Origin of the sequence: Streptomyces sp. SLBN-8D4 (assembly GCF_049739545.1) — a bacterium.
GTDB classification, from domain to species: Bacteria; Actinomycetota; Actinomycetes; order Streptomycetales; family Streptomycetaceae; genus Streptomyces; species Streptomyces canus_C.
In genome coordinates, this window is sequence record NZ_JBMGQC010000001.1 from 4,113,673 (window position 1) to 4,135,210 (window position 21,538).

General features: G+C 70.9%; 21 protein-coding genes and 1 riboswitch. Of the genes, 10 read left to right on the forward strand and 11 right to left on the reverse strand.

Features of this window, described 5'->3' with window-relative positions; translation table 11 throughout:
• Positions 1-36: 36 nt before the first annotated feature.
• Positions 37-438 carry a winged helix-turn-helix transcriptional regulator gene (locus tag RKD20_RS18380; protein ID WP_424878654.1) on the reverse strand — a complete coding sequence of 134 codons (402 nt, stop codon included), beginning with the start codon at positions 436-438 and terminating at the stop codon, positions 37-39.
• Positions 439-529: 91 nt separating this feature from the next.
• On the opposite strand from RKD20_RS18380, the gene RKD20_RS18385 reads away from it, so the two are divergent.
• From RKD20_RS18385 to RKD20_RS18405, 5 genes are all read left to right on the forward strand, one after another.
• Positions 530-1,384: an SDR family oxidoreductase gene (locus RKD20_RS18385; protein ID WP_424878655.1), complete on the forward strand. Its 855-nt coding sequence runs from the start codon at positions 530-532 to the stop codon at positions 1,382-1,384.
• Positions 1,385-1,512: 128 nt separating this feature from the next.
• Positions 1,513-2,517 (forward strand): EamA family transporter RarD, encoded by a 1,005-nt coding sequence (rarD, locus tag RKD20_RS18390; protein ID WP_424878656.1) that lies wholly within the window; start codon positions 1,513-1,515, stop codon positions 2,515-2,517.
• A gap of 50 nt (positions 2,518-2,567) precedes the next feature.
• The gene (locus RKD20_RS18395; protein ID WP_424878657.1) at positions 2,568-2,816 is read left to right on the forward strand and encodes a hypothetical protein; all 249 of its coding nucleotides are present in this window, start codon (positions 2,568-2,570) and stop codon (positions 2,814-2,816) included.
• A 48-nt stretch (positions 2,817-2,864) separates the two neighbouring features.
• Positions 2,865-3,317: a VOC family protein gene (locus tag RKD20_RS18400; RefSeq protein ID WP_424878658.1), complete on the forward strand. Its 453-nt coding sequence runs from the start codon at positions 2,865-2,867 to the stop codon at positions 3,315-3,317.
• Between the two features lie 160 nt (positions 3,318-3,477).
• A complete protein-coding gene (locus RKD20_RS18405) occupies positions 3,478-4,428 on the forward strand; it encodes a M28 family metallopeptidase (protein WP_424878659.1) in 951 nt (316 codons plus the stop codon).
• Positions 4,429-4,443: 15 nt separating this feature from the next.
• Here RKD20_RS18405 and RKD20_RS18410 read toward each other — a convergent pair whose 3' ends face one another.
• Positions 4,444-5,925, reverse strand: a complete 1,482-nt coding sequence (locus RKD20_RS18410; protein WP_424878660.1) for a hypothetical protein — start codon at positions 5,923-5,925, stop codon at positions 4,444-4,446.
• A 129-nt stretch (positions 5,926-6,054) separates the two neighbouring features.
• Here RKD20_RS18410 and RKD20_RS18415 point away from each other — a divergent pair, with 129 nt between their 5' ends.
• From RKD20_RS18415 to RKD20_RS18425, 3 genes are all read left to right on the forward strand, one after another.
• Positions 6,055-6,549 (forward strand): DUF6668 family protein, encoded by a 495-nt coding sequence (locus tag RKD20_RS18415; RefSeq protein ID WP_424878661.1) that lies wholly within the window; start codon positions 6,055-6,057, stop codon positions 6,547-6,549.
• On the forward strand, positions 6,546-7,736 hold the full coding sequence (locus tag RKD20_RS18420) for an amidase (RefSeq protein ID WP_424878662.1): 1,191 nt from the start codon (positions 6,546-6,548) through the stop codon (positions 7,734-7,736). The genes RKD20_RS18415 and RKD20_RS18420 overlap by 4 nt, the downstream gene beginning before the upstream one ends.
• Before the next feature lie 108 nt (positions 7,737-7,844).
• Entirely contained in the window at positions 7,845-8,435 is a 591-nt protein-coding gene (locus RKD20_RS18425; protein WP_424878663.1) for a flavodoxin family protein, read from the forward strand.
• Here the strand turns inward: RKD20_RS18425 and RKD20_RS18430 are convergent.
• The 4 genes from RKD20_RS18430 to RKD20_RS18445 all read right to left on the reverse strand — a co-directional run bounded on the left by RKD20_RS18430 (position 8,425) and on the right by RKD20_RS18445 (position 12,888).
• The gene (locus RKD20_RS18430; RefSeq protein ID WP_424878664.1) at positions 8,425-9,354 is read right to left on the reverse strand and encodes an ABC transporter permease; all 930 of its coding nucleotides are present in this window, start codon (positions 9,352-9,354) and stop codon (positions 8,425-8,427) included. The two genes, RKD20_RS18425 and RKD20_RS18430, sit on opposite strands and share 11 nt — an antisense overlap.
• On the reverse strand, positions 9,341-10,357 hold the full coding sequence (locus RKD20_RS18435; protein ID WP_424878665.1) for an ABC transporter ATP-binding protein: 1,017 nt from the start codon (positions 10,355-10,357) through the stop codon (positions 9,341-9,343). Before RKD20_RS18435 ends, RKD20_RS18430 begins: the two co-directional genes overlap by 14 nt.
• 32 nt (positions 10,358-10,389) lie before the next feature.
• Positions 10,390-11,628, reverse strand: coding sequence for a LolA family protein (locus RKD20_RS18440; RefSeq protein ID WP_424878666.1), 1,239 nt, complete (start codon positions 11,626-11,628; stop codon positions 10,390-10,392).
• A 249-nt stretch (positions 11,629-11,877) separates the two neighbouring features.
• Positions 11,878-12,888, reverse strand: coding sequence for a polyprenyl synthetase family protein (locus tag RKD20_RS18445; protein WP_020120561.1), 1,011 nt, complete (start codon positions 12,886-12,888; stop codon positions 11,878-11,880).
• A gap of 204 nt (positions 12,889-13,092) precedes the next feature.
• Here RKD20_RS18445 and RKD20_RS18450 point away from each other — a divergent pair, with 204 nt between their 5' ends.
• On the forward strand, positions 13,093-15,129 hold the full coding sequence (locus tag RKD20_RS18450) for a CocE/NonD family hydrolase (protein WP_424878667.1): 2,037 nt from the start codon (positions 13,093-13,095) through the stop codon (positions 15,127-15,129).
• A 270-nt stretch (positions 15,130-15,399) separates the two neighbouring features.
• A riboswitch (cyclic di-AMP (ydaO/yuaA leader) is annotated at positions 15,400-15,574 on the forward strand.
• A 3-nt stretch (positions 15,575-15,577) separates the two neighbouring features.
• On the forward strand, positions 15,578-16,060 hold the full coding sequence (locus RKD20_RS18455) for a transglycosylase SLT domain-containing protein (protein ID WP_424878668.1): 483 nt from the start codon (positions 15,578-15,580) through the stop codon (positions 16,058-16,060).
• 3 nt (positions 16,061-16,063) lie between these two features.
• Here the strand turns inward: RKD20_RS18455 and RKD20_RS18460 are convergent, their stop codons facing one another.
• The 5 genes from RKD20_RS18460 to RKD20_RS18480 form a co-directional block, all read right to left on the reverse strand.
• Positions 16,064-16,876 (reverse strand): HAD family hydrolase, encoded by an 813-nt coding sequence (locus RKD20_RS18460; protein ID WP_424878669.1) that lies wholly within the window; start codon positions 16,874-16,876, stop codon positions 16,064-16,066.
• 151 nt (positions 16,877-17,027) lie between these two features.
• Complete coding sequence (locus RKD20_RS18465) at positions 17,028-18,056, reverse strand: LacI family DNA-binding transcriptional regulator (RefSeq protein WP_424878670.1); 1,029 nt, start codon at positions 18,054-18,056, stop codon at positions 17,028-17,030.
• Positions 18,057-18,097: 41 nt separating this feature from the next.
• Positions 18,098-18,967 (reverse strand): carbohydrate ABC transporter permease, encoded by an 870-nt coding sequence (locus tag RKD20_RS18470; protein ID WP_424878671.1) that lies wholly within the window; start codon positions 18,965-18,967, stop codon positions 18,098-18,100.
• On the reverse strand, positions 18,964-19,959 hold the full coding sequence (locus RKD20_RS18475; RefSeq protein ID WP_424878672.1) for a carbohydrate ABC transporter permease: 996 nt from the start codon (positions 19,957-19,959) through the stop codon (positions 18,964-18,966). The genes RKD20_RS18470 and RKD20_RS18475 overlap by 4 nt, the downstream gene beginning before the upstream one ends.
• The gene (locus RKD20_RS18480) at positions 19,956-21,287 is read right to left on the reverse strand and encodes an ABC transporter substrate-binding protein (protein ID WP_424878673.1); all 1,332 of its coding nucleotides are present in this window, start codon (positions 21,285-21,287) and stop codon (positions 19,956-19,958) included. The genes RKD20_RS18475 and RKD20_RS18480 overlap by 4 nt, the downstream gene beginning before the upstream one ends.
• Positions 21,288-21,538: the final 251 nt, after the last annotated feature.

The following is a 21,538-nucleotide window of genomic DNA, read 5'->3' on the forward strand; positions in this document are numbered from 1 at the left end:
AGCAGCGCATGGACCCAGTACTCCCGGAGTACTGGATCAGGTTCGCGGCTGCCCGGTGTCGGCCTTCCGCGCGTCGTACCCTTCCCGCGCCTCCTGCACCGCCGACATCCTCCTCGCGGTCCACTCCGCCAGCCCCCGTACCTGCTCCGCCGCCTCGCGGCCTAGGTCGGTCAGGGAGTAGTCGACCCTCGGGGGGATCACCGGCTTGGCGTCGCGGTGGACCAGGCCGTCGCGTTCGAGGGTCTGGAGGGTCTGGGTGAGCATCTTCTCGCTCACCCGGCCGATCGCCCGGCGGAGTTCGCTGAAGCGGTGAGGGCGGTCGAGGAGCTGGATGAGGACCAGGACGCCCCAGCGGCTCGTCACATGCTCCAGGACGGCGCGGTGGGGGCACATCGTCTCGCCGGACGTGATCAAGGGGTTCACTGCACTTACTGCCATGCCAGTACCTTACTTCAAAGTGGGTACTTTCCAAGAGTTAGCGCATCTCCTATGGTTAGTGCCACCGCACCCCACAAGGAGATCGCACATCATGAGCATCGTCGTCACCGGAGCCACCGGACACCTCGGCCGTCACGTCGTCGAGCAGCTGCTCGAGAAGGTTCCCGCCGAGCAGGTCACCGCCGTCGTCCGCACCCCCGAGAAGGCCGCCGACTTCGCGGCGAAGGGCGTGAAGATAGCCGTCGCCGACTACAACAGCCCCGAGACCTTCGACAGCGTCTTCGCGGCCGGCGACAAGGTGCTGCTGATCTCCGGCAACGAGTTCGACAAGGGCCGCCCCGCCCAGCACCAGGTCGTCATCGACGCCGCCAAGGCCGCGGGCGTGGCGCTCCTCGCGTACACCAGCGCACCGGGCACCCTGACCGCCGCGCTCGCCGACGACCACCGGGCCACCGAGGAGGCCCTGCTCGCCTCCGGTCTGCCCTACTCGCTGCTGCGCAACGGCTGGTACAACGAGAACTACACGGAGAACCTCGCCCCCGCCCTGGAGTACGGCGCCGTCGTCCAGGCCGCCGGTGACGGCCGCATCTCCACCGCCTCGCGCGCCGACTACGCGGCCGCCGCGGTCGCCGTGCTGACCGGCGAAGGCCACGAGAACACGACGTACGAGCTCGGTGGCGACGAGCCCTGGGGCTTCGCCGAGTACGCGGCCGAGCTGAGCAAGCAGACCGGCAAGGAGATCGCCTACAACGCCGTGTCCGTCGAGGCCTACACCGGGATCCTGACCGGTGCCGGGCTGCCCGGGCCGTTCGCCGCGATCCTCGCCGGTGTCGACGCCTCCATCGAGAAGGGCGAGCTGGTCGTCACCTCCGGTGACCTGTCCCGGCTGACCGGCCGCCCCGCCACTCCGATCGCCGCGTCGATCGAGGCCGCGCTCAAGGGCTGACACTCCCCCAGCGGGCCCTTGGGCGCTCCACCCCCGCCTGTCATGACCGTATAGCGATACGGGCATGACAGGCGGGGGTGCTCGGCGTTACCTTCGTGCAGGCGAGGACAGTGCGAGGAGGAGAGTCCGTGAAGTCCAGGGGCGAGCGGCACATAGGACTGCTGAACGGCTTCGCGGCCTATGGGATGTGGGGACTCGTCCCGCTGTTCTGGCCGCTGCTCAAGCCCGCCGGCGCCGCCGAGATCCTCGCCCACCGGATGGTGTGGTCGCTCGTCTTCGTCGCCGCCGCGCTGGTCTTCGTACGGCGCTGGGCCTGGGCGGGTGAGCTGCTGCGGCAGCCGCGCAGGCTGGCCCTGATCACCGTGGCCGCCGCCGTCATCACCGTGAACTGGGGCGTCTACATCTGGGCCGTGAACTCCGGCCATGTCGTCGAGGCCTCGCTCGGGTACTTCATCAATCCCCTGGTCACCATCGCCATGGGTGTGGTGCTGCTGAAGGAGCGGCTGCGGCGCGTGCAGTGGGTGGCCGTCGGGGTCGGCGCCGCCGCGGTGCTCGTGCTCACCGTCGGGTACGGCCGGCCGCCGTGGATCTCCCTCACCCTCGCCTTCTCCTTCGCCACGTACGGCCTGGTCAAGAAGAAGGTGAACCTGGGCGGGGTCGAGTCGCTGGCCGCCGAGACCGCGGTCCAGTTCCTGCCCGCGCTCGGGTATCTGCTGTGGCTGGGCCACCAGGGCGACCTCAGCTTCGCCTCCGAGGGCCCCGGGCACGCGGCGCTGCTCGCCTCGACCGGCATCGTCACCGCGCTCCCCCTGGTCTGCTTCGGCGCCGCGGCGATCCGCGTGCCGCTGTCCACGCTGGGGCTGCTCCAGTACCTGGCCCCGGTCTTCCAGTTCCTGCTCGGCATCTTCTACTTCGGCGAGGCCATGCCGCCCGAGCGCTGGGCCGGGTTCGCGCTGGTCTGGCTGGCGCTGACGCTGCTCACCTGGGACGCCCTGCGCACCGCGCGGACGCTCAGGAGGGAGATCGGCAGGCCCGGCACCACCATGACGACGGGCACGGTCAGCGCCGTACGGAAGGCGGAGAGCCTGGCCTCGGGTCCGGAGCCGCTGGACTCGCCCGCCGCCAGGCCGTAGACCGCCGTCGCGACCGAGATCCCGGTCGCCGAGCCGAACCGGGTCCCCGTGTGCGGCGGCCCGCCCGCCAGGCCCTGCCGTACGCCGACGCGAACGCCGTGCCCGCGATGATCAGCGTCGGGAACATCGCCAGGCAGGCCGGTCCACGGCCGACCGGCAGGAAGAGGCCGTGGGCGAGCGCCGCCGCGTCACAGCCCGCAATCACCAGGGCGGGCGAGGTCCGCACCGAGGACCAGCCGCACGGTTCCTGGGGCGCCCCGGGCGGAGTACGAACCGCGTACGACCGACGCGCGGCCTAGGCGGTGTGAGCGGGGCCGCTGTCAGTGGGCACCGCTATAAGTGACGGTATGACACCCGTGCACTGGAAAGTCGTGATCGACGCCGAGGACCCGCATGCCCAGGCCGACTTCTGGGCCGCCGCACTGCGCTACGAGACCGAGGACAACGACGCCCTGATCCAGCGGCTGCTGGAGCTCGGCACGCTGCCGCGCGAGGCCGTCGTCGAGTACCACGCCCGCCTGGCCTTCCGGGACCTGGTCGCCGTACGGCATCCGGACGACCCGTACGACAAGGACAGCGGCACCGGGCTCGGACGGCGGCTGCTGTTCCAGCGCGTACCGGAGCCGAAGACCGTCAAGAACCGGCTCCACCTCGACCTGCACCCCGGGGAGGGCAGCCGCTCGGCCGAGGTGGAGAGGCTGACGGGGCTCGGGGCGAGAGTGCTGCGCGAGGTGAGCGAACCGTCGGGGGCGTGGGTGGTCATGGCGGATCCGGAGGGGAACGAATTCTGCGTCCACTGATCCCCTGCCATCCGGTGACCCCCTGCGCTCCGGTATACGAACTCCCCTGACCGGATTCCGCTCTTGACGGAGAGTCAACCTCAGCTTCACCATCCAGGCACCCATTCGCTGTGGAATCCCTGTGACTCCAGGGGTTCCCACGGAATTCGGAGCCCCCCACATGAAGCTCTCGGTTCCCGGACGCGTCACGGCCACCGCCGTCGTCGCGACCGTCTCCCTCCTGGCCGGCGGATCCATAGCCGGCGCGGCCCCCGCGGGACAGCCCGTGGTGGCCGCGGCCCCGGACATCCCGGTGGCCAACGTGAAGGCGCATCTGACCCAGCTCCAGTCCATCGCCACCGCCAACGGCGGCAACCGCGCGCACGGCCGCACGGGCTACAAGGCCTCCCTCGACTATGTGAAGGCCAAGCTGGACGCCGCCGGATTCACCACGGCCGTCCAGCAGTTCACGTCCTCCGGCCGCACCGGCTACAACCTGATCGCGGACTGGCCGGGCGGCGACACCAACCAGGTGGTCATGTCCGGCTCGCATCTCGACAGCGTGACGGCGGGCGCGGGCATCAACGACAACGGCTCCGGTTCCGCGGCGATCCTGGAGACCGCGCTCGCGGTGTCCCGGGCCGGCTACCACCCCACCAAGCACCTGCGGTTCGCGTGGTGGGGCGCGGAGGAGCTGGGCATGGTCGGCTCCCGCTACTACGTCAACCGCCTGGCCACCACGGACCGTTCACGGATCAGCGGCTATCTCAACTTCGACATGATCGGCTCGCCGAACCCCGGCTACTTCGTCTACGACGACGACCCTGCCATCGAGAAGACCTTCAAGGCGTTCTACGCCGGCCTCGGCGTCCCGACCGAGATCGAGACCGAGGGCGACGGCCGCTCCGACCACGCGCCGTTCAAGAACGCGGGCGTGCCGGTGGGCGGGCTGTTCAGCGGCGCCGACTACGTCAAGACGGCGGCGCAGGCGGCCAAGTGGGGCGGCACCTCGGGGCTGGCCTTCGACCGCTGCTACCACTCCTCGTGCGACACCTCGGCCAACATCGACGACACGGCCCTGGACCGCAACAGCGACGCGGTGGCGTACGCGGTGTGGGAGCTGTCGCGGTAACGGCCCTCCTCCGGGCTACTGGTCGGCCTTCCGGGCGCGTTCCGCGAGGCGAAGCATCCGGGTGCGGGCCGACTCCAGCTTGTCGGGGTCCTCGGCCGCCGGACCCTCTCCGGCGGCCAGGTCCGTCCACAGGGTGAGCAGCTCGCGCCCGAGGGCCAGGCCCCGCAGCGGATCCCGTACGGCCTTCCACGCGGTGGCCGCGCTCTGCACGTTGCCATAGGCCGCCTCGGCGTCCCCGGCGCGGTGGTGGATGCCGGCCAGGTCGAGGGAGATCTCCGCGGCCTGGACCGGCTCGCCGCCCAAGTAGGCGATGTAGGCGGCCAGTTCACGCACCCGCAGCACGTCGGGATGCTCGGCGCCCAGGGTCTCGGAGGCCTCGCCTACCACCTGCTCCGCCAACGCGGCGGCAGCGTCCGTCCGCCCCTCTCGCACGGCCTCGCTGATCCGCCCGACCGGCTCCGCGAGCACCGCGCCCTCGTCGATCACCAGCCCTTCCCCCAGAACGGCCTCGGCGACGGCGTCGAACCCCCGCACGGGCGTCGGCTTGGGACCGGGATCGTCCAGGAGGGGGACGGGGTCGATGAGAGGGGCGGCGGCCCGCGGGGCGGGCGAGGCCGACGGAAGCGGCTGGGGCTCGACGGCGGCGAAACCGGCCGTCGGCAGGGGCCGAGGCAGGGGCTGCGGGTCGGGAACGGGGTCGGCGGTCGATCGTGGGGCCGGGGCCGGTATGGCGTCGGACGGCTGCGGAACAGGGCCGGTGTGTGGCAGGGGCCTGGGTGTGTAGGCGAGGTCGGTCGGGGACGGCGGGGACGGGGTGGCGGCCGGGCTCGCGTCCATCACGGGGGGCGGGCCGAACTCGCCCCTCGGGGGTACGACCGTCCCGGGGGCCCGAGCCGGAGCCGGGCCGGTGGAGCGGGTGTCCGGCAGGCGGCGCAGGACCTGGGTCGGGGACGGGTCGGCGTCCGTCGGGTGCGGCTCGGGCAGGTCGCTCGGCCGGAACGTGGGGGCCGGGTCCCGCGGAGGCTCGTCGAGTTGCCGCAAGAGCTGCGTGGGCCCCTCGTGCGGGGCGGAGGCCGCGGGCGGCCAGGACTGCTCCGCCGGCCGCTCTCCCGCGCCGGACGGCGACGGCCGGTCTCCCTGCTCGGGCGCCGGCGCCCCGAAGGCTCCCGGCCCGGCGGCCCGGTTCCGGTCCGCGCCCTCCGGCGGAGCCATCCGCACCGGCTCCCCGATGAAGCGACTGGCGCCGTCCGTCGCGACTTCCAGGGGGACCACGTAGCCGATGCGAGCGTCGTGGATCGTGGCGTGGACCGGGTGGCCGCTGGTGCGGGCGAGGAACTGGAGGTGGGTCAGGACGGTCTGGTGGAGTTCCTCGCCGGGTGAGGCGGTGACCGCTGTTCCGGCCACCGTCGCGGACTCACCCGTCAGGGGGACGCGGACGTCGATCGGGGTCGTCCCCCGCTGCTGGTCCCGCTTCTTGTCGCGGCTGAGTCGAGACATCTCATCCCTCACGGTCGTGCACGTACTGTCGAGTCTCTCCGCTCGCCCCCGGTTCTCACGTCACCGTGATGTCACAGGCCTGTTCCAGGAGGGGGAGGGCGGGTGGGATGACAGGGTCGGGGCGCGGGCATGCGGACCGACGTGCGGCGAGAGGCGGAGAGCGTGCAGCAGGGGCCGGAGATCTGGATCCGCGGGCCGGTGGCCCCGACCGGGAGGCGGTTCGCGTGGGTCGGCACGCACGGCGGCGCCGGCGTCTCCACCCTGGCCGCCGTCTACGGCGGTCACGACAGCGGACGTGACTGGCCGGGGCCCGGTGCCCCCGCCTCCGTCCTGCTCGTGGCCCGTACGCACGCCTCCGGGCTGCTCGCCGCCCGCCGCACCGTGGAGCTCTTCCGGCGCGGGGAGCACCCGGCCGGGCTCGACCTCGACGCCGTCGTGCTCGTCGCGGACGCTCCCGGCCGGCTCCCGCGTCCGCTCGCCCGGCAGGTCAAGGAGATCGAGTCCACGGTCGACGTGTACCGGGTGCCCTGGGTCCCCGCGTGGCGCCTCGGCGAACTGGACGGGAAGCCTCCGCGCGGAACCGAGGCACTCGTCCGGCTCACCCGGGCCACCGCCGGTCCATGACGGCGACCGCGTCCCTCTCCGCCGTGGACCTGGCTTCCGCGGTCCGTTCGCGCTCGCTGCGGGCGGTCGACGTCGTCGCCCGCGCCCTGGAGCGGATCCGGCGGATGGATCCCGAACTGTGCGCCTTCGCCGAGGTGTGGGAGGGGGAGGCGCTGCGCCGGGCACGCGAGATCGATCTCCGCGTCGAGGCGGGTGAGCGGCCGCCGCTCGCCGGAGTGCCGATCGGGGTGAAGGGGCGGCACGGGCTGCGCGGTGCGGCACCGCTCCTCGCGGCCGGGTGCGTACCCGTCGGCGCGACCTCCGTGCCCGGTCCCGGAACTCCCTGGCAGACGTGGGGGCTCGGCGCCCACGGCCGTACCGTCAACCCCTGGCGCGCCGACCGCACCCCGGGTGGGTCCTCGGCGGGCTCCGCGGCCGCGGTGGCCGCGGGACTCGTCCCGATGGCGACGGGGAGCGACGGGGCGGGGTCGGTACGGATCCCGGCGGCGTGGTGCGGGGTGATCGGCCTCAAGGCCACGAACTCCGGCCACGGCCGCGCCGGTACCGGCCTCACCGCCCCCGGCATCCTCGTCCGCCACGCCTGTGACGCGGCCGCCTACTGGCACGCGGTCTCCGGAGACGGGAACCGCGGCAGCGACGGGGACGGAGACGGAGGACGCGGTACCGAGCCGCCCCACACTCTTGCCGCCCCCCTTCCCGTCCCCGTCCCTGCCCTCTGGTCCCCCGATCTCGGCTTCGCCGACCCCGACCCCGGGATCGTCCGGATCGCCCGCGCGGCGGTGGCGCGGCTGGCCGACGCCGGTGTCGTACGGCTCGTCCGGCCCCACGCCCCGCCGCGCCTGCACGACCCGGCCACCGCCTGGCTCGCGCTGCGCACCCCGGGGGCCGACCTGCGGGACGCCGAGCGGATCCGGGCCGCCAACGACCGTCTCCTCGACGAGATCTTCGCGGACACCGATCTGCTGCTGACGCCCACGACCCCCTGCCCGCCGCATGGTCACGAAGGCCCGGGTGAGCGCTACTCCACCGCTCTCACCTGGGCCTTCAACCTCGGCGGGCACCCGGCACTCAGCCTCCCGGCGGGCCCAGGCCCCGACGGCTGCCCGGTCGGGCTCCAGCTCGTGGCCCGGCACGGCGGCGAGGCGCTGCTGCTGGAGGTGGCACGGGCGGCACAGGCGTCCGCCTGAGGCACCAGGCACCAAGGCACGGCACCCCGGCCCCCTGGACAGTTACTTGCGTATACATATAATGCATGTGCGAGTACTTACCGTACGCCGATCAGCCTGGAGCTCTCCATGACGCGCCGTTTCCTGTTCGTGCTCGGCAGCAGCCGCAGCGACGGCAACACCGAACTGCTGGCCCGCCGGGCCGCCGAGCAACTGCCTCCGGACGTCGAGCAGCAGTGGATCGACCTCGCGGAGCATCCGCTGCCCGACTTCGAGGATCTGCGGCACGACACGGACCACGTGCGTCCGACGATCGGTCACACGGCACTGCTCTTCGACGCGACGCTCGCGGCGACGGACATCGTGATCGCCTCCCCGCTGTACTGGTACTCGGTCTCCGCGCACGTCAAGCGCTACCTCGACTACTGGTCGGGCTGGCTGCGCACGCCGGGTGTCGAGTTCAAGGCGACCATGGCGGGCCGCACGCTGTGGGGTGTCACCGCGCTGGCGCACGAGGAGTTCGAGGTCGCCGCCCCGCTGATCGGCACCCTGAACAACTCGGCCGCGTACATGGGAATGCGCTTCGGCGGGGTGCTCCTCGGCAACGGCAGCAAGCCCGGTGACGTGCTGCGGGACACCGACGCGCTCGCCCGGGCGAAGACCTTCTTCGACCAGGAGGCCCCGCTCGCGCGGTTCCCCTACGAGCAGCTCACGCCGTGATGTCCTTCGCCATGAACCTCGCCCACGCCGCCGAGCCGAACACGGCCGCGTACAGCGCCTGGAGGCCGAGGTTCTTCACCAGATCGTCCCAGTAGACCGGTTCGCGCATGAGGTCGGCGAAGGACAGCCAGTAGTGGGAGAAGAAGTACGGCTGGAGCGCGTGCAGTTGGGGAATCTGGTCGAGGATCTGGACCGTGATCAGCAGGCCCACCGTCGTGGCCATCGCCGCGATGCCGCTGTTGGTGAGCGTCGAGATGAACAGGCCCAGGGCCGCCACGCCGGTCAGTGACGCGGCCACCACCAGGGCGATCAGCAGGGCTCTGCCCAGCCCTTCCGCGAAGGTGATCTGCGTGCCGGAGATCGTCGTCAGGTCGCCGAGCGGGAAGAGGACCGCCCCCACCGTCAGCGCCGAGACGGCGACCACGAGGGTGGCGACCAGGCAGAACGTCATCACCGTCGCGTACTTGGTCAGAAGCAGCCGGGTGCGGCCCGCCGGAGCGACCAGGAGGTAGCGGAGGGTGCCGGCGTTGGCCTCGCCCGCGATCGCGTCGCCGGCGATGACGCCGATGGACATCGGGAGGAAGAAGGGGAGGGTCGCGGCGAGGGCGGTGAAGACCAGGAAGAGGCCGTTGTTGGTGATCTGGGAGATGAAGGCGGGGCCGCCACCGCCGCCGGCGGTCGAGGAGCCGTCATCGGTTTCGATCTTGACCGCGATGCCCACGAGGACCGGGACCGCCGCGAGGACGGCGAGCAGGGCCAGGGTGCGCCAGCGGCGGAAGGTGGTGTGGAGTTCGTTGCGGAAGAGGGTGCCGTAGAAGGTCGTACGGCGGCTTGCGGGTCGTGGGGGCTGGTCGCGCCCGCGCGGCGGTGGCCGCACATCCGAAACAGCCCCGCGCCCCGTCACGTCAGCCTGCGACATCGAAGCCCTCCCCTGTCAGGGCCACGAAAGCGTCCTCCAGAGAGGCCCTCTCCACTCCGAAGCCACGCACCCTCACCCCCGCCGTCACCAACGCCATGTTGATGTCCGCCAGTTCACCGTCGGGTGGGTCGGAGGTGACCCGGTCCTCGGCCACGACCACATCGCCGGCCCCTTGCTCCTTCAGCACCCTCGCCGCATCCGCCGGGTCCGGAGTCGTCACCACCAGCCTGCCCCTCGTCCCCGCGGCCAGGTCCGCCACCAACCCCTGGGTGATCAATCGGCCCTGGGCCATCACCGCCGCGTGGGTGCAGACCTGTTCGATCTCGTCGAGGAGGTGGGAGGAGAGGAAGACGGTCGTGCCGTCCGAGGCCAGCTCCCTCACCAGGGAGCGGATCTCGCGCATGCCCTGCGGGTCCAGGCCGTTGGTCGGTTCGTCCAGGACCAGGAGTCTGCGGGGCTGGAGGAGGGCCGCGGCCAGGCCGAGGCGCTGTTTCATGCCCAGCGAGTACGCCTTCGCCTTCTTGCCGGCGGCGGCCGACAGGCCCACCCGGTCCAGGGCGGCCGCCACGCGCGTGTTCCGGGTGCGGGGGTCGGCGGTCGGGTCCGCGGCGTCGTAGCGGACGAGGTTGTCGCGGCCGGAGAGGAAACCGTAGAGGGCCGGACCCTCGATGAGCGCGCCGACGTGCGGGAGTACGGTCCGGGCCGCGCGCGGCATGGGGCGGCCCAGGACGCGCGCGGTGCCGGAGGTCGGTTCGATGAGGCCCATCAGCATGCGGATGGTGGTGGTCTTGCCGGAGCCGTTCGGGCCGAGGAAGCCGAAGACGCTGCCCGCCGGGACGGTCAGGTCGAGACCGTCCACGGCGAGCTGTCCGCCGCGGTAGCGCTTGGTGAGGGCACGGGTGCGGATGACGCTTTCGTCCCCGCTCTCGTCCCCGCCCGCGTCACCGCCTGCGCCGTCGCCCGACCCCTCCGGGTCCGGTTCCGTGGCGGACGGCTGGTCCATCGGCTCCCTCGATTCGTCGTGCCCGCTCGGGACTACTTCGCCGCGTCGGCCGCCTTCACCAGCGCGTCCTTGGTGACCGCGCCGACGTAGACCTTGCCGTCGTCGGTGATCAGGGCGTTGATCAGGCGGGTCTTGAAGACGGTGCCCTTCCCGAAGCCGCCGGAGACCTTGTCGCCGAGCGAGTCCAGGAAGCCGCCCATGTCACCGCCGACCTCGGAGCCGGACGGGACGCCCTGGCCGCCGGTGTCGAAGGTGGCGATGGAGTCCCAGCCGTCCCCGATGACGTTCAGGCCCTCGGGGCCGTTCTTGCCGAACTCGTCGGCGGCGCCCTTGCCGAGGTCCTTGGAGGGACCCTTGCCTGGGTGCTCCGCGTGCCCGGATGCCTCGGGCGCGTCCCCCTCCTCGACCTTCGCGCCCTTCGGCGGGGTGAAGTCGAAGGTGGAGGCGGCCGGCTTCGCGAAGCTGACCTGGGTGAAGCCGGCGTCCACGACGGCGGAACCGCCGCTGGCCGGTGTCAGCGTGAACTTCAGCGGCAGACCGGTCTTCGAGTCCACGGCCACGGTGATCTGACCGACCGTGGAGCCTTCGTCCTTGGGCTTGATGACCAGGCGGTAGGCGTCCCGGCCCGCGACCTGCGCGGTGCCCTCCACCGTCACCGACGTGGTCTTGTCGGCGGCCTTGAGGGCGTCCTGGGCGAGGTCCTTGGGCGTGGCCGGGAGCTCTTCCTTCTTCTTCCCGTCGCTCTCGGAGGCCGTGGTGTGGAAGACGGAGTTGGACTTGCTGTCGTAGCCCCAGACGTCCTTGCCGTTGTGGATGAGGCTGTACTCGGCCGCGTTCTCCAGCAGCGAGACCTTCTGCCTGTCCTCGCCGTCCGCCGCGACGCGCAGTGTGTGCGTGCCGGAGGCGAGTTCGGTGAGCTTGGTGGTCGGATCGGCGGACGAGTCGCCCGATCCGGAGGGTCCGGCGGCGGAGCCGAGCGAGCTCTCCAGGCCGCCGAGGTCCGGCAGACCGAGATCCGTGGTGATCTTCACGGTGCCGGACAGCTGCTGCACGTCCGACGCGGCGATCTTCTCGATGAGTTCCTGTGCGCTGATCTTCGGCAGGTCGGGGTCGCCGGAGTCGGCGAGCGCCGGGACGAGCCCGATGGTCGCCGCCGCGATCCCCACCACCGTGGCCGGCACGACGTACCGCGCGGCCTTGCGCCGACGCGCGGAACGCAGCTCTTCGGCGTCCGCGGCGGTCACGCTGTCGTCGGATTCGTACGGTGCCATGTGTGCCTTACCTCCGTCGTCGGCGGCGGCTGTCAACTCCCGTGCGTCCACCTGTAGCCGCCATTCTCACCCGAATCGGTGAGGAGTGGTGTTTTCCGTGATGTCCATCTGACCAAATCGGCCATGAGCATGCGTCAGCCCTCGGGGCCAACTCCACGTACACCTGGGGTATGACACGACATGCCGACGCCCCCTACAACCCGTAGGGGGCGTCGCCGCTCGGGCCCGGCCGGGCCTGCCCGTCCGGATCTAGCCCGCCCGGTGGACCACCGCGTCGCACAGCTCCATCAGCGCCGCCCGCGCGCCGCACTCCCGCAGCGGGGCCAGGGCCGCGCGCGCGTCCTCCGCGTAGCGCACGGTGTCCCGGCGGGCCTGTTCCAGCGCGGGATGGGTGCGCAGGGCCGCCAGTGCCTCCGCGTGCCGGTCGTCGTCCGTGAGGTCGGAGTCGAGGAGCTCGCACAGGGCGATGTCCTCGGCCAGGCCGAGCCGGGCGGCGCGCTCCCGCAGCCGCAGGACCGGCATCGTGGGGATGCCCTCGCGCAGATCGGTGCCCGGCGTCTTGCCGGACTCGTGGGAGTCGGAGGCGATGTCCAGGACGTCGTCGGCGAGCTGGAAGGCGACGCCGAGGCGCTCGCCGTACTGGGTCAGGACGTCCACGACCCTCTCGTCGGCACCGGACATCATCGCCCCGAAGCGGCACGAGACCGCGACAAGCGAGCCCGTCTTGCCGCCGAGCACGTCGAGGTAGTGCTCGACCGGGTCGCGGCCGTCCTGGGGACCTGCCGTCTCCAGGATCTGGCCGGTGACCAGGCGCTCGAACGCCTCGGACTGCACCCGGACCGCCTCGGGCCCGAGGTCGGCCAGGATGTGCGAGGCCCGGGCGAACAGGAAGTCACCGGTCAGCACGGCCACCGAATTGCCCCAGCGGGTGTTGGCGCTGTCGACGCCCCGCCGGACCTCGGCCTCGTCCATGACGTCGTCGTGGTACAGCGTCGCGAGGTGGGTCAGCTCCACCACCACGGCCGACGGCACCACGCCCGGCGCATAGGGGTCGCCGAACTGGGCGGCGAGCATCACGAGCAACGGCCGGAAGCGCTTTCCACCCGCCCGCACCAGATGCTGGGCGGCCTCCGTGATGAAGGGGACCTCACTCTTGGTGGCTTCGAGCAGTCCCTCCTCGACAGCCGTCATTCCGGCCTGGACATCGGCTTCCAGAGCCTGGTCCCGCACGCTCAGCCCGAACGGCCCGACGACGGTCACGAGGGGTCTCCTGTCTGCTGGTGTCCACTGGCGGTTACGCGGAATGTCGATAGGTCGCTGCCATCACTCAAGTCAGCGTATCCGGTCACCTTTGGATCACCGATAGCGCCCGCCCCGTCCATGCCAGGCGGTATCGGATCACGACCGGTATGTTTTTGATCACCTGAAAAGAATGGATATCAATCGATTTGTAGGGAAGTACCGATGCGCATCCGTACGTCCTTCCCGTACGAGACGGTGCACGACGACGTCCGCATCCCGCTCCCGGACGGGACGCTCCTGTACGCACGCGTGTGGCGACCCCTCACCCAGGAACCGGTACCCGCGATCCTCGAATACCTGCCGTACCGCCTCACCGACCGGACCGCGCCCCGTGACGGGCAGCGCCACCCCTGGTACGCGGGCCACGGTTACGCCTCGGTCCGGGTCGAGGTGCGCGGGCACGGCAACAGCGAGGGCCTGCCGGGTGACGCGTACTCGGCGGCCGAACTCGCCGACGGGGTCGAGGTCGTCGACTGGCTGGCCGCGCAGCCCTGGTGCGACGGCCGGGTCGGCATGTTCGGCATCTCCTGGGGCGGCTTCGACTCCCTCCGGATCGCGGCCCTGGCACCCGAGCCGCTCAAGGCGGTCGTCACCGTCTGCTGCACCGACGACCGCTACGACAACGACGTGCACTACAGGGGAGGTTCCGTCCTCGCGGTCGACATGCACGCGTGGGCGGCGACGATGCTGGCCTTCGTCTCCCGGCCGCCGGATCCCCTCCATGTCGGCGACGCCTGGCGGGAGATGTGGCGCGCACGCCTCGACGCGGTCGAACCGTTCGTCCACACCTGGCTCGACCACCAGACCCGCGACGACTACTGGCGCCACGGCAGCGTCCGCGAGGCCGAGGCCGAGGCCGACGACCACGACGCGATCGGCGCGGCCGTCCTCGCGGTCGGCGGCTGGCACGACCCGTACCGCGACACGGTCCTGCGGCTCGTCGAGCACCTGCCGGCCGACCGGGTACGGGGGATCGTCGGCCCCTGGTCCCACCAGTACCCGGACCGCGGCCGGGCGCCCGGCCCGGCGATCGGCTTCCTCCAGGAGACCCTTCGCTGGTGGGACCAGCACCTCAAGGGCATCGACACCGGCGTCATGCGGGAACCCCTCCTGAGGGCCTACGTCAGCGACTCCCACCCCCCGGCCACCGTCCTCGACACCCTGCCCGGCCGCTGGGTCGGCGAGCCGGCCTGGCCCTCCCCCCACGTGACGACGGTGGCGTACGGCCTTCAGGGCGCCCCCGTCCTGGTCCGTTCCCCGCAGCACACGGGCGTGGACGCCGGCCGTTTCCGCCCTCTCGGCAACGACGCCGACCTGCCGCCGGACCAGCGGGAGGAGGACGCCCGTTCGGCCTGTTTCGAGTTCGCGACGGGCGAGGAGACGTGGGTCCTCGGGCGGCCGCGGGTGCGGCTCAGGGTGACCTCGGAGGTGTCGCGCGGGCAGATCGCCGCGCGGCTCTGCGATGTCGCCCCGGACGGGTCGTCGACGCTCGTCACGCGAGGGGTGCTGAACCTCTCGGCCCGCCATGGACGGGACCGGGTAGTGCCCTGGGAGCCAGGGGCCACACAGGAGGTGGCCTTCGAGCTGAACGGCATCGGGCATGCCTTCCCGCCCGGTCACCGCATCCGGCTCGCCGTCTCCTCCGCGTACTGGCCGTGGATCTGGCCGCAGCCCGGTTCGCAGGCCGGATTCACCCTGGAGCCGGCGGGCAGCTTCCTCGAACTGCCGGTACGCGCGCGGGAATCGGCCTCGGACATCGCCTTCGAGGAACCGGAGCAGTCGGCGCCGCTCGGGGTCACCCGCGGTGCAGCCGCTGACGGATGGAGCCCCGCCACCCTGGACGAACCCCGCCCCGAGCGCCTGGTCGTCCGTGACGTGGCCAAGGGTGAGTGGCGTCTGGAGGTCGACCCCCGGTACGGCGGCACGCGCGTGTACCCCGACGGGCTGGAGATCACCGAGGACGCGCTGGAGACGTACACGATCGACGAGCAGGACCCTCTGTCCGCCCGCACCCGCTCGGACTGGACGATCCGGCTGCACCGCCCCGAGCTCGCCTGGGACACCACCGTCCGCACCCGCTCGGAGATCACCTGCGACGGGACGGACTTCCACACCTCGGACGAGGTCGTGTGCACCGCCGGCGACGAGGTGGTCTTCCACCGGACATGGGAGAAGCGGATCCCACGCACGGCCGGTTGAACACGAGTTGGGCATTCCTGACCGTTTTACCCTTCTTGTGCTCGGCTGTGACTTGACCCACTCGGGCGGACGGATCGGCGGACATCCGGAATCTATCGATCCGCCTTTTACCGTGCGCGAGTTGAGGCTTGGCGAACGCAAAGGATCAAGTGCCCCAAATGCCTCTTACCAAGGTCAATAGGCATCGCATGTGAATTCGCCACTTGTTCCGGACATGTGCTCTCGCATACGTTCCCGGCCTGTCGGGCGGCCGCCGAATCCTGCCACCGCCCGCTACACCCACCGAGAACCACGGCAGGAGCGGGGGAACCAGGTAAGCCGCCGGGCCGGATGTCTTCGGACATACCGGTACGGCTTGGGGTGAAGTCGCGCTTTTCGCAAGCGTGGCCGGGCAGCTCCCGCCCGAACCCGACAGCTCACCTCGCAGGCGACGGAGAGGAACTTCGCCATGCCCGCTGCCGCTCAGCACCGCCGTCCCCGTACCAGCCGTCTCGTCCGCAGGCTCGCCGTCGCCGGTACCGGTGTCGCCGTCCTCGCGCTCCCGCTCGTCGGCGCGACCAGCGCGTCCGCGGCCACCCCGACCGTGCAGACCGCGACCACACTCGGCTACTCCAACACCCTCGACGGCTGGATCCGGGCCTCCCTCGCCGTCATGGCGGAGCACGGCATCCCCGGCTCCTACGACGGCATCTACCGCAACGTCATCCGTGAGTCCTCCGGCAACCCCTACGCCATCAACCTCTGGGACTCCAACGCGGCCGCCGGCACGCCCTCCAAGGGCCTGCTCCAGGTGATCGACCCGACCTTCAACGCGTACCACGTGGCCAACACCTCGTGGGACCCGTACGACCCGGTCGCGAACATCACCGCGGCCTGCAACTACGCGGCGCAGCGGTACGGGTCCATCGACAACGTGTTTGGCGCGTACTAGGAACTACGCCTGGCTGAACAGTTTTTCGAGGACGACGGCGATGCCGTCGTCCTCGTTCGACAGGGTCACCTCGTCGGCCACGGCCTTGAGTTCGGGGTGGGCGTTGGCCATCGCCACACCGCGGGCCGCCCAGTCGAACATCGGGATGTCGTTGGGCATGTCCCCGAAGGCGATCGTCACCTCGGGCCCGAGTCCCAGGTGTTCGGCGGCCAGCGCGAGGCCGGTCGCCTTGGTGATGCCGCATGGCTGGAGTTCGACGGTCCCGGGGCCCGACATGGTGACCGTCGCCAGCGAGCCCACCACCGACCGCGCCGTGACCGCCAACTCGTCGTCGGACAGGTAGGGGTGGCGCAGCAGCACCTTGCTGATCGGCTCGCACCACAGGTCGTCGCGTCGGCCGACCCGTACGGCGGGCAGGGTCGGATGGGGCATCAGATAGCCCGGTTCGATGAGTGTGAGTCCGTCGACTCCGTCCTGGTCCACGGCCGCGTACACCTGCCCGACCTCGGCCTCGATCTTGCCCAGCGCGGTCTCGGCCAGCTCCCGGTCCAGGGTCACCGACCAGAGCAGACGGTCCGCGCCGGCGTCGTACACCTGCGCGCCCTGTCCGCACACCGCGAGCCCCGTACTGCCGAGGTCGTCGAGCAGCGGCCGCACTCTGGGCGCCGGCCGGCCCGTCACGACGAGATGCCGGGCCCCACCCGCGGCCACCCGTGCGAGCGCGGCCAACGACCGGTCGGAGAGGGTGTCGTCGGTCCGCAGCAGCGTTCCGTCCAGGTCAGTGGCGATCAGTGAATATGCGGAAGAGGCGGCCATGATCAGAGAATACGGATGGTTGGCCCCTCCGACTCGACGCGAACCGGACGGCTGCTGCTTTCACATGCGTTGACGGCAGTTCCGGCTCCCGGAGGTCGCGCCCGGGCTGTCTCATGCTGCTCCACCCGCACATCGGGCTGCCCGCGGAGCGCTACGCCGAGTCCCGGACCACCAGTTCCGTCGGGAGGATCACTCCGGCCGTGTCCTCGCCCGCGATCTGGGCGAGGAGCATGCGGACCATCTCGGCGCTGATGCGGTCGAAGGGCTGGCGCATGGTGGTGAGGGCGGGGGCGATGGCGGTGGCCGCCGGGGAGTCGTCGAAGCCGCCGACAGCGATGTCATCGGGGACCGAACGCCCGGCCTGCTGAAGGACGCCCACCACGCCCAGGGCCATGAGGTCCGAGGCGACGAACACCGCGTCCATGTCCGGGGCCTGGGCCAGCAGACGGCGGGCCGCCCGTTCGCCGCCGCTGCGCCGGAAGTCGCCCTCGACGACGAGCCCCGGGTCGTAGGGCAGGCCCGCCTCGGCGAGCATGTCCCGGTAGCCGGCCAGCCGGTCGGGACCGCCCGGCATGTCCAGCGGCCCGGTGACCATGCCGACGCGGCGACGGCCGCCGGCGAGGAGATGGCGGACCATGTCCTGCGCGCCCTCCCGGTCGGCGGCGGCCACGTAACTCACCTTGGTCCCCCGCCCGATCGGCTTGCCGCAGACCACCAACGGGATCCCGGCGTCGTGCAGTTCGGCCGCGACCGGGTCACCGCTGTGGTTGGAGAGCAGCAGCACCCCGTCGACGTGGCCCGAGGTGATGTACCGGGTCAGCCGGCGCCGGTCGTCGTCGCTCTCGGCGAGCATCAGCAGCAACGGGATGTCGTGCTGGGCGAGCCGCTCGGTGCAACCCCGCAGCAGGACGTTGAAGTTGGGGTCCTCGAAGAACTTCTCCTGCGGCTCGGTCAGCAGGAACGCCACCGAGTCCGACCGGCCGGTACTGAGGCTGCGGGCATGCCGGTTGACCACGTACCCGGTCTTCCTGACGGCGGCCTCGACCGCCCGCCGGGCGGCGGGCGAGACGTAGTGGCCGCCGTTCAGGAAGCGGGAGACGGTGCCCCGCGAGACGCCCGCCTCCCGGGCCACGTCGTGGATGGTCGGTGGCTTGCGGCGTCCGTTCGCGCTGGTGGTCATGTTCCTCGTTCGGAGACGTTCGTGAAGGGGAGCCCGGGGCCTCAGGCCTTGACCGAGCCGCTCATCAGGTCCAGGGACCAGAACCGCTGGATCACCAGGAAGAGCCCGATCAGCGGGACGATCGCCAGCAGACACCCGGTGATGACCAGGGTGTACAGGGCCGGCTGCGAGGCGCCCTGGGCGAGCAGCGTGTACAGGCCGAGGGTGATCGGGAACTTCTCGTCGTCGGCCAGCATGACGTAGGGCAGCAGGAAGTTGTTCCAGATGCCGACGAACTGGAAGAGGAACACCGTGATCAGGCCCGGCATCATCATCGGTACGGCGATCCGCGCGAAGATCCGCCACTCGCTCGCGCCGTCCATGCGGGCGGCCTCCATGAGTTCGGCGGGCACGGACGCGGCCGCGTAGATGCGGACCAGGTAGACGCCGTACGGCGACAGGATCGACGGCAGCAGCATCGCCCCGTACGAGTCGGCCATGCCGAGCTTCGACAGCAGCAGGTACTGCGGTACGGCCAGCACGATGGACGGCACCAGGACGCCGGCCAGGATCATCTTGAAGACGGCCTCACGGCCGCGGAAGCTGTAGCGGCCGAGCGCGTAGCCGCCGGCGGCGGAGACCGCGGCGGAGAGCAGGGCGCCCAGACCGGCGTAGAAGGCCGAGTTGGCCATCCACCGCCAGAAGATGCCGTCCCGGTAGGCGGTCAGGTCGCTGAGGTTCCGGAAGAAGCCGCTGCCGGGGGCGAAGGTGAAGGTGGAGAAGAGCTCCGACCGGTCCTTGGTCGCCGCGACGACCACCCAGGCGATGGGGATCAGGCAGTACAGCGCGCCGAGGATCAGCACGAGGGTGGGCACCCAGGCGGTGCGGCGCGCCTTCGTGGTGGTGTCGGCGGTGAGGGTGAGGGGGGTCATGCCCGGTCCTCCCGGGTGTAGCGGTCGGAGATGCGCAGCAGGGTGAAGGACAGGACGAACGTGGCCAGGGCCAGGACGACCGCGGTGGCGGAGGCGCCGTAGATGTCGGACTGGAGAAAGGCCTTGTCGTAGATGGCCATCAGGGGGCTCCACGAGCTGGGCAGGCCGTTGGTGAGCGGCTTGAGGGCCATCGGCTCGGTGAAGACCTGGAGGGTGGCGATCACCGAGAAGAAGAAGGTGAGCACCAGGGAGGGCATCACGATCGGGATCTTGATCTTCAGGGCGATGCCCAGGTCGGTCGCGCCGTCGATCCGGGCCGCCTCGTAGATGTCCGGCGGGATCGCCCTGAGGGCGGTGTAGATGACGATCATGTTGAAGCCGGTGCCGCCCCAGACCGCGATGTTCGCGAAGGAGAGGTAGAGGTTGCCGCCGTCGAACAGGTCGGGCTGCGGGAGGCCGAACCTGTCCAGCAGGTAGTAGAAGGGGCTGACGTCCGGCAGGTACAGGAAGCCCCACATGAGGGCGGCGATGATGCCGGGGACCGCGTACGGCAGGAAGATCATCAACCGGGCGAAGGGCGCGCTGCGCGCCTTGGGCGTGTCCAGCATCAGCGCGAACAGCAGCGCGAGGCCGAGCATGGTCGGGATGACGATGAGGCCGTATCCGACGGCCCGCAGCACACTGTGGCCGAACTCGGAGTCCTTGAGGACGTCGGTGTAGTTGCCGAGGCCGTTCCACACCTGCTCGCGGGCGCCCTTGCCGAGTCCGATGCCCTTGACCCGGACCTTGTGCAGGCTCAGCCAGATCGCGTACCCGATGGGCACGACGGTGAAGGCGGCGAAGAGGGTGAGGGTGGGCACCAGGAACCAGTACGGTGCGCTGCGGCCACGGCGGCGGGGGCGGCTGGGGCGGACGGACTGGGCGGTGCCGGTGCCGTCCGCCAAGGGCGCGACATCGGTGAGGTCGGCGCCCTTGAGCGGAGCGCTGGTCATGCCTCGGTCACCTCGAAGCCCTGCTTCTTCATGTCGCCGAAGGTCTTCGACTGCATGGTGGCGAGGGCGGAGTCGAACTGGGTCTCCTTCTTCGCCTTGCTGGCCTTGCCGAAGGCGTCCTGGAAGGTGGTGTAGGCCGTGTTGACGTTGGGGCCCCAGGCCGCGGCGGCGGTGGTCGCGGCGATCTCACCGGCCGTCGTGTAGAAGTCCGCCTGGTTCGAGAAGAACTCCGGCGTGGTCAGGACGTCCCCGGACTGGCCCTTCGTGGCGGCCGGGTAGATCGCGACCTCCTTGACCAGGGCGGCCAGCGCCTCCGGGTCGGTGTTCAGCCAGGTGGCGAACTTCGCGGCGGCCTCGGCGTGCTTGGAGTCGGTGGAGACGCCGGTGGAGGAACCGCCCCAGCTGCCGGTGACGTTCTCGCCGGACTTCCACTGCGGCAGCGGGGCCATGCGCCACTTGCCCTTGGTGTCGGGCGCGGAGGAGACCAGCACCCCGGGCGCCCAGACGGCGGAGACCCACGCGAGGTGGGTGCCCTTGTTGAGGGCGTTGTTCCAGGCCGGGGTGTACATCGGCTGGTTGTCGATGACGCCCTCCTGCACGAGCCCGCCCCAGAACTCGGCGACCTGCTTGGTGGCCGCGTCGTCGATGCCGACGGTCCACTTGCCGGACGGGTCGACGGTCCACCACTTGCCGCCGGCCTGCTGGGAAAGGCCCGCGAACAGGCCGGGGTCGTTGGCGGAGAACGTGGTCAAGTAGGCGTCCGGGACGGCCTTCTTGGCGGCGCGGGCGGTCTCGGCGAACTCCGTCCAGGTCTTCGGGACGGTGAGGCCGTGCTTCTTGAAGAGGTCCTCGCGGTAGTAGAACATCAGCGGCCCGGCGTCCTGCGGGATCGCGTAGAGCGCGTCCGTGCCGAGGGTGACCATGCCCCACAGGCCCTCGGCGAACTGGGACTTGGTGTCACCGGCGTACTTGGTGATGTCGGCCAGGACGTCGTTGGAGACCAGGGTCGGCAGCGACTGGTACTCGACCTGGATGAGGTCGGGGGCGTTGCCGGCCTTCTTCGCGGTGATCAGCTTGGAGACGATCTCGCCGCCGCTGGCCTGCTTGGACACGGTGACCGTGATGTCCGGGTTCTTCTTGTTCCAGATCGCGGCGACCTTCTCCATGTTCGGCGCCCACGACCAGTAGGTCAGCTTGACGGGCCCGCTGTCGCTGTCGCCGGAGTCGTCGTCGGAACCGCCGCAGGCGGCGAGGGTGCCGGTGAGGCCGAGGGCTGCGGCCCCGGCAAGGATGGTGCGCCTGCTGATCTGGCGGCGGTTGATCGACATCTACATCTCCCCTGACATGGAACCAGCCGGTCTCGAGACGTCGCGCGTTCGCGGCAACCGCCGTGGGGGGAGGTTCTGCGGACGTGACCGAGAGGCTGTGCGCGAGGGCCGCGCGGCTCTGTGATCGTGCACAGTAGAGAATTGTTTCGGCCCCTTGTCAATGGCGGGTGCGTGGGGTTACCTACTTGTTGCTCGCCCAGGACAGGGGTGAGGGGAGCTGTGCACGATCACAGAAAATGAGGGTTTTCTGA

What these genes read in the sequence shown, in the direction of transcription:
- RKD20_RS18380 (WP_424878654.1), bottom strand. Translation starts at nt 438, where the DNA reads ATGGCAGTAAGTGCAGTGAACCCCTTGATCACGTCCGGCGAGACGATG.
- RKD20_RS18385 (WP_424878655.1), top strand. Translation starts at nt 530, where the DNA reads ATGAGCATCGTCGTCACCGGAGCCACCGGACACCTCGGCCGTCACGTC.
- RKD20_RS18400 (WP_424878658.1), top strand. Translation starts at nt 2,865, where the DNA reads ATGACACCCGTGCACTGGAAAGTCGTGATCGACGCCGAGGACCCGCAT.
- RKD20_RS18405 (WP_424878659.1), top strand. Translation starts at nt 3,478, where the DNA reads ATGAAGCTCTCGGTTCCCGGACGCGTCACGGCCACCGCCGTCGTCGCG.
- RKD20_RS18410 (WP_424878660.1), bottom strand. Translation starts at nt 5,925, where the DNA reads ATGTCTCGACTCAGCCGCGACAAGAAGCGGGACCAGCAGCGGGGGACG.
- RKD20_RS18415 (WP_424878661.1), top strand. Translation starts at nt 6,055, where the DNA reads ATGCGGACCGACGTGCGGCGAGAGGCGGAGAGCGTGCAGCAGGGGCCG.
- RKD20_RS18420 (WP_424878662.1), top strand. Translation starts at nt 6,546, where the DNA reads ATGACGGCGACCGCGTCCCTCTCCGCCGTGGACCTGGCTTCCGCGGTC.
- RKD20_RS18425 (WP_424878663.1), top strand. Translation starts at nt 7,845, where the DNA reads ATGACGCGCCGTTTCCTGTTCGTGCTCGGCAGCAGCCGCAGCGACGGC.
- RKD20_RS18430 (WP_424878664.1), bottom strand. Translation starts at nt 9,354, where the DNA reads ATGTCGCAGGCTGACGTGACGGGGCGCGGGGCTGTTTCGGATGTGCGG.
- RKD20_RS18435 (WP_424878665.1), bottom strand. Translation starts at nt 10,357, where the DNA reads ATGGACCAGCCGTCCGCCACGGAACCGGACCCGGAGGGGTCGGGCGAC.
- RKD20_RS18440 (WP_424878666.1), bottom strand. Translation starts at nt 11,628, where the DNA reads ATGGCACCGTACGAATCCGACGACAGCGTGACCGCCGCGGACGCCGAA.
- RKD20_RS18450 (WP_424878667.1), top strand. Translation starts at nt 13,093, where the DNA reads ATGCGCATCCGTACGTCCTTCCCGTACGAGACGGTGCACGACGACGTC.
- RKD20_RS18455 (WP_424878668.1), top strand. Translation starts at nt 15,578, where the DNA reads ATGCCCGCTGCCGCTCAGCACCGCCGTCCCCGTACCAGCCGTCTCGTC.
- RKD20_RS18460 (WP_424878669.1), bottom strand. Translation starts at nt 16,876, where the DNA reads ATGGCCGCCTCTTCCGCATATTCACTGATCGCCACTGACCTGGACGGA.
- RKD20_RS18465 (WP_424878670.1), bottom strand. Translation starts at nt 18,056, where the DNA reads ATGACCACCAGCGCGAACGGACGCCGCAAGCCACCGACCATCCACGAC.
- RKD20_RS18470 (WP_424878671.1), bottom strand. Translation starts at nt 18,967, where the DNA reads ATGACCCCCCTCACCCTCACCGCCGACACCACCACGAAGGCGCGCCGC.
- RKD20_RS18475 (WP_424878672.1), bottom strand. Translation starts at nt 19,959, where the DNA reads ATGACCAGCGCTCCGCTCAAGGGCGCCGACCTCACCGATGTCGCGCCC.
- RKD20_RS18480 (WP_424878673.1), bottom strand. Translation starts at nt 21,287, where the DNA reads ATGTCGATCAACCGCCGCCAGATCAGCAGGCGCACCATCCTTGCCGGG.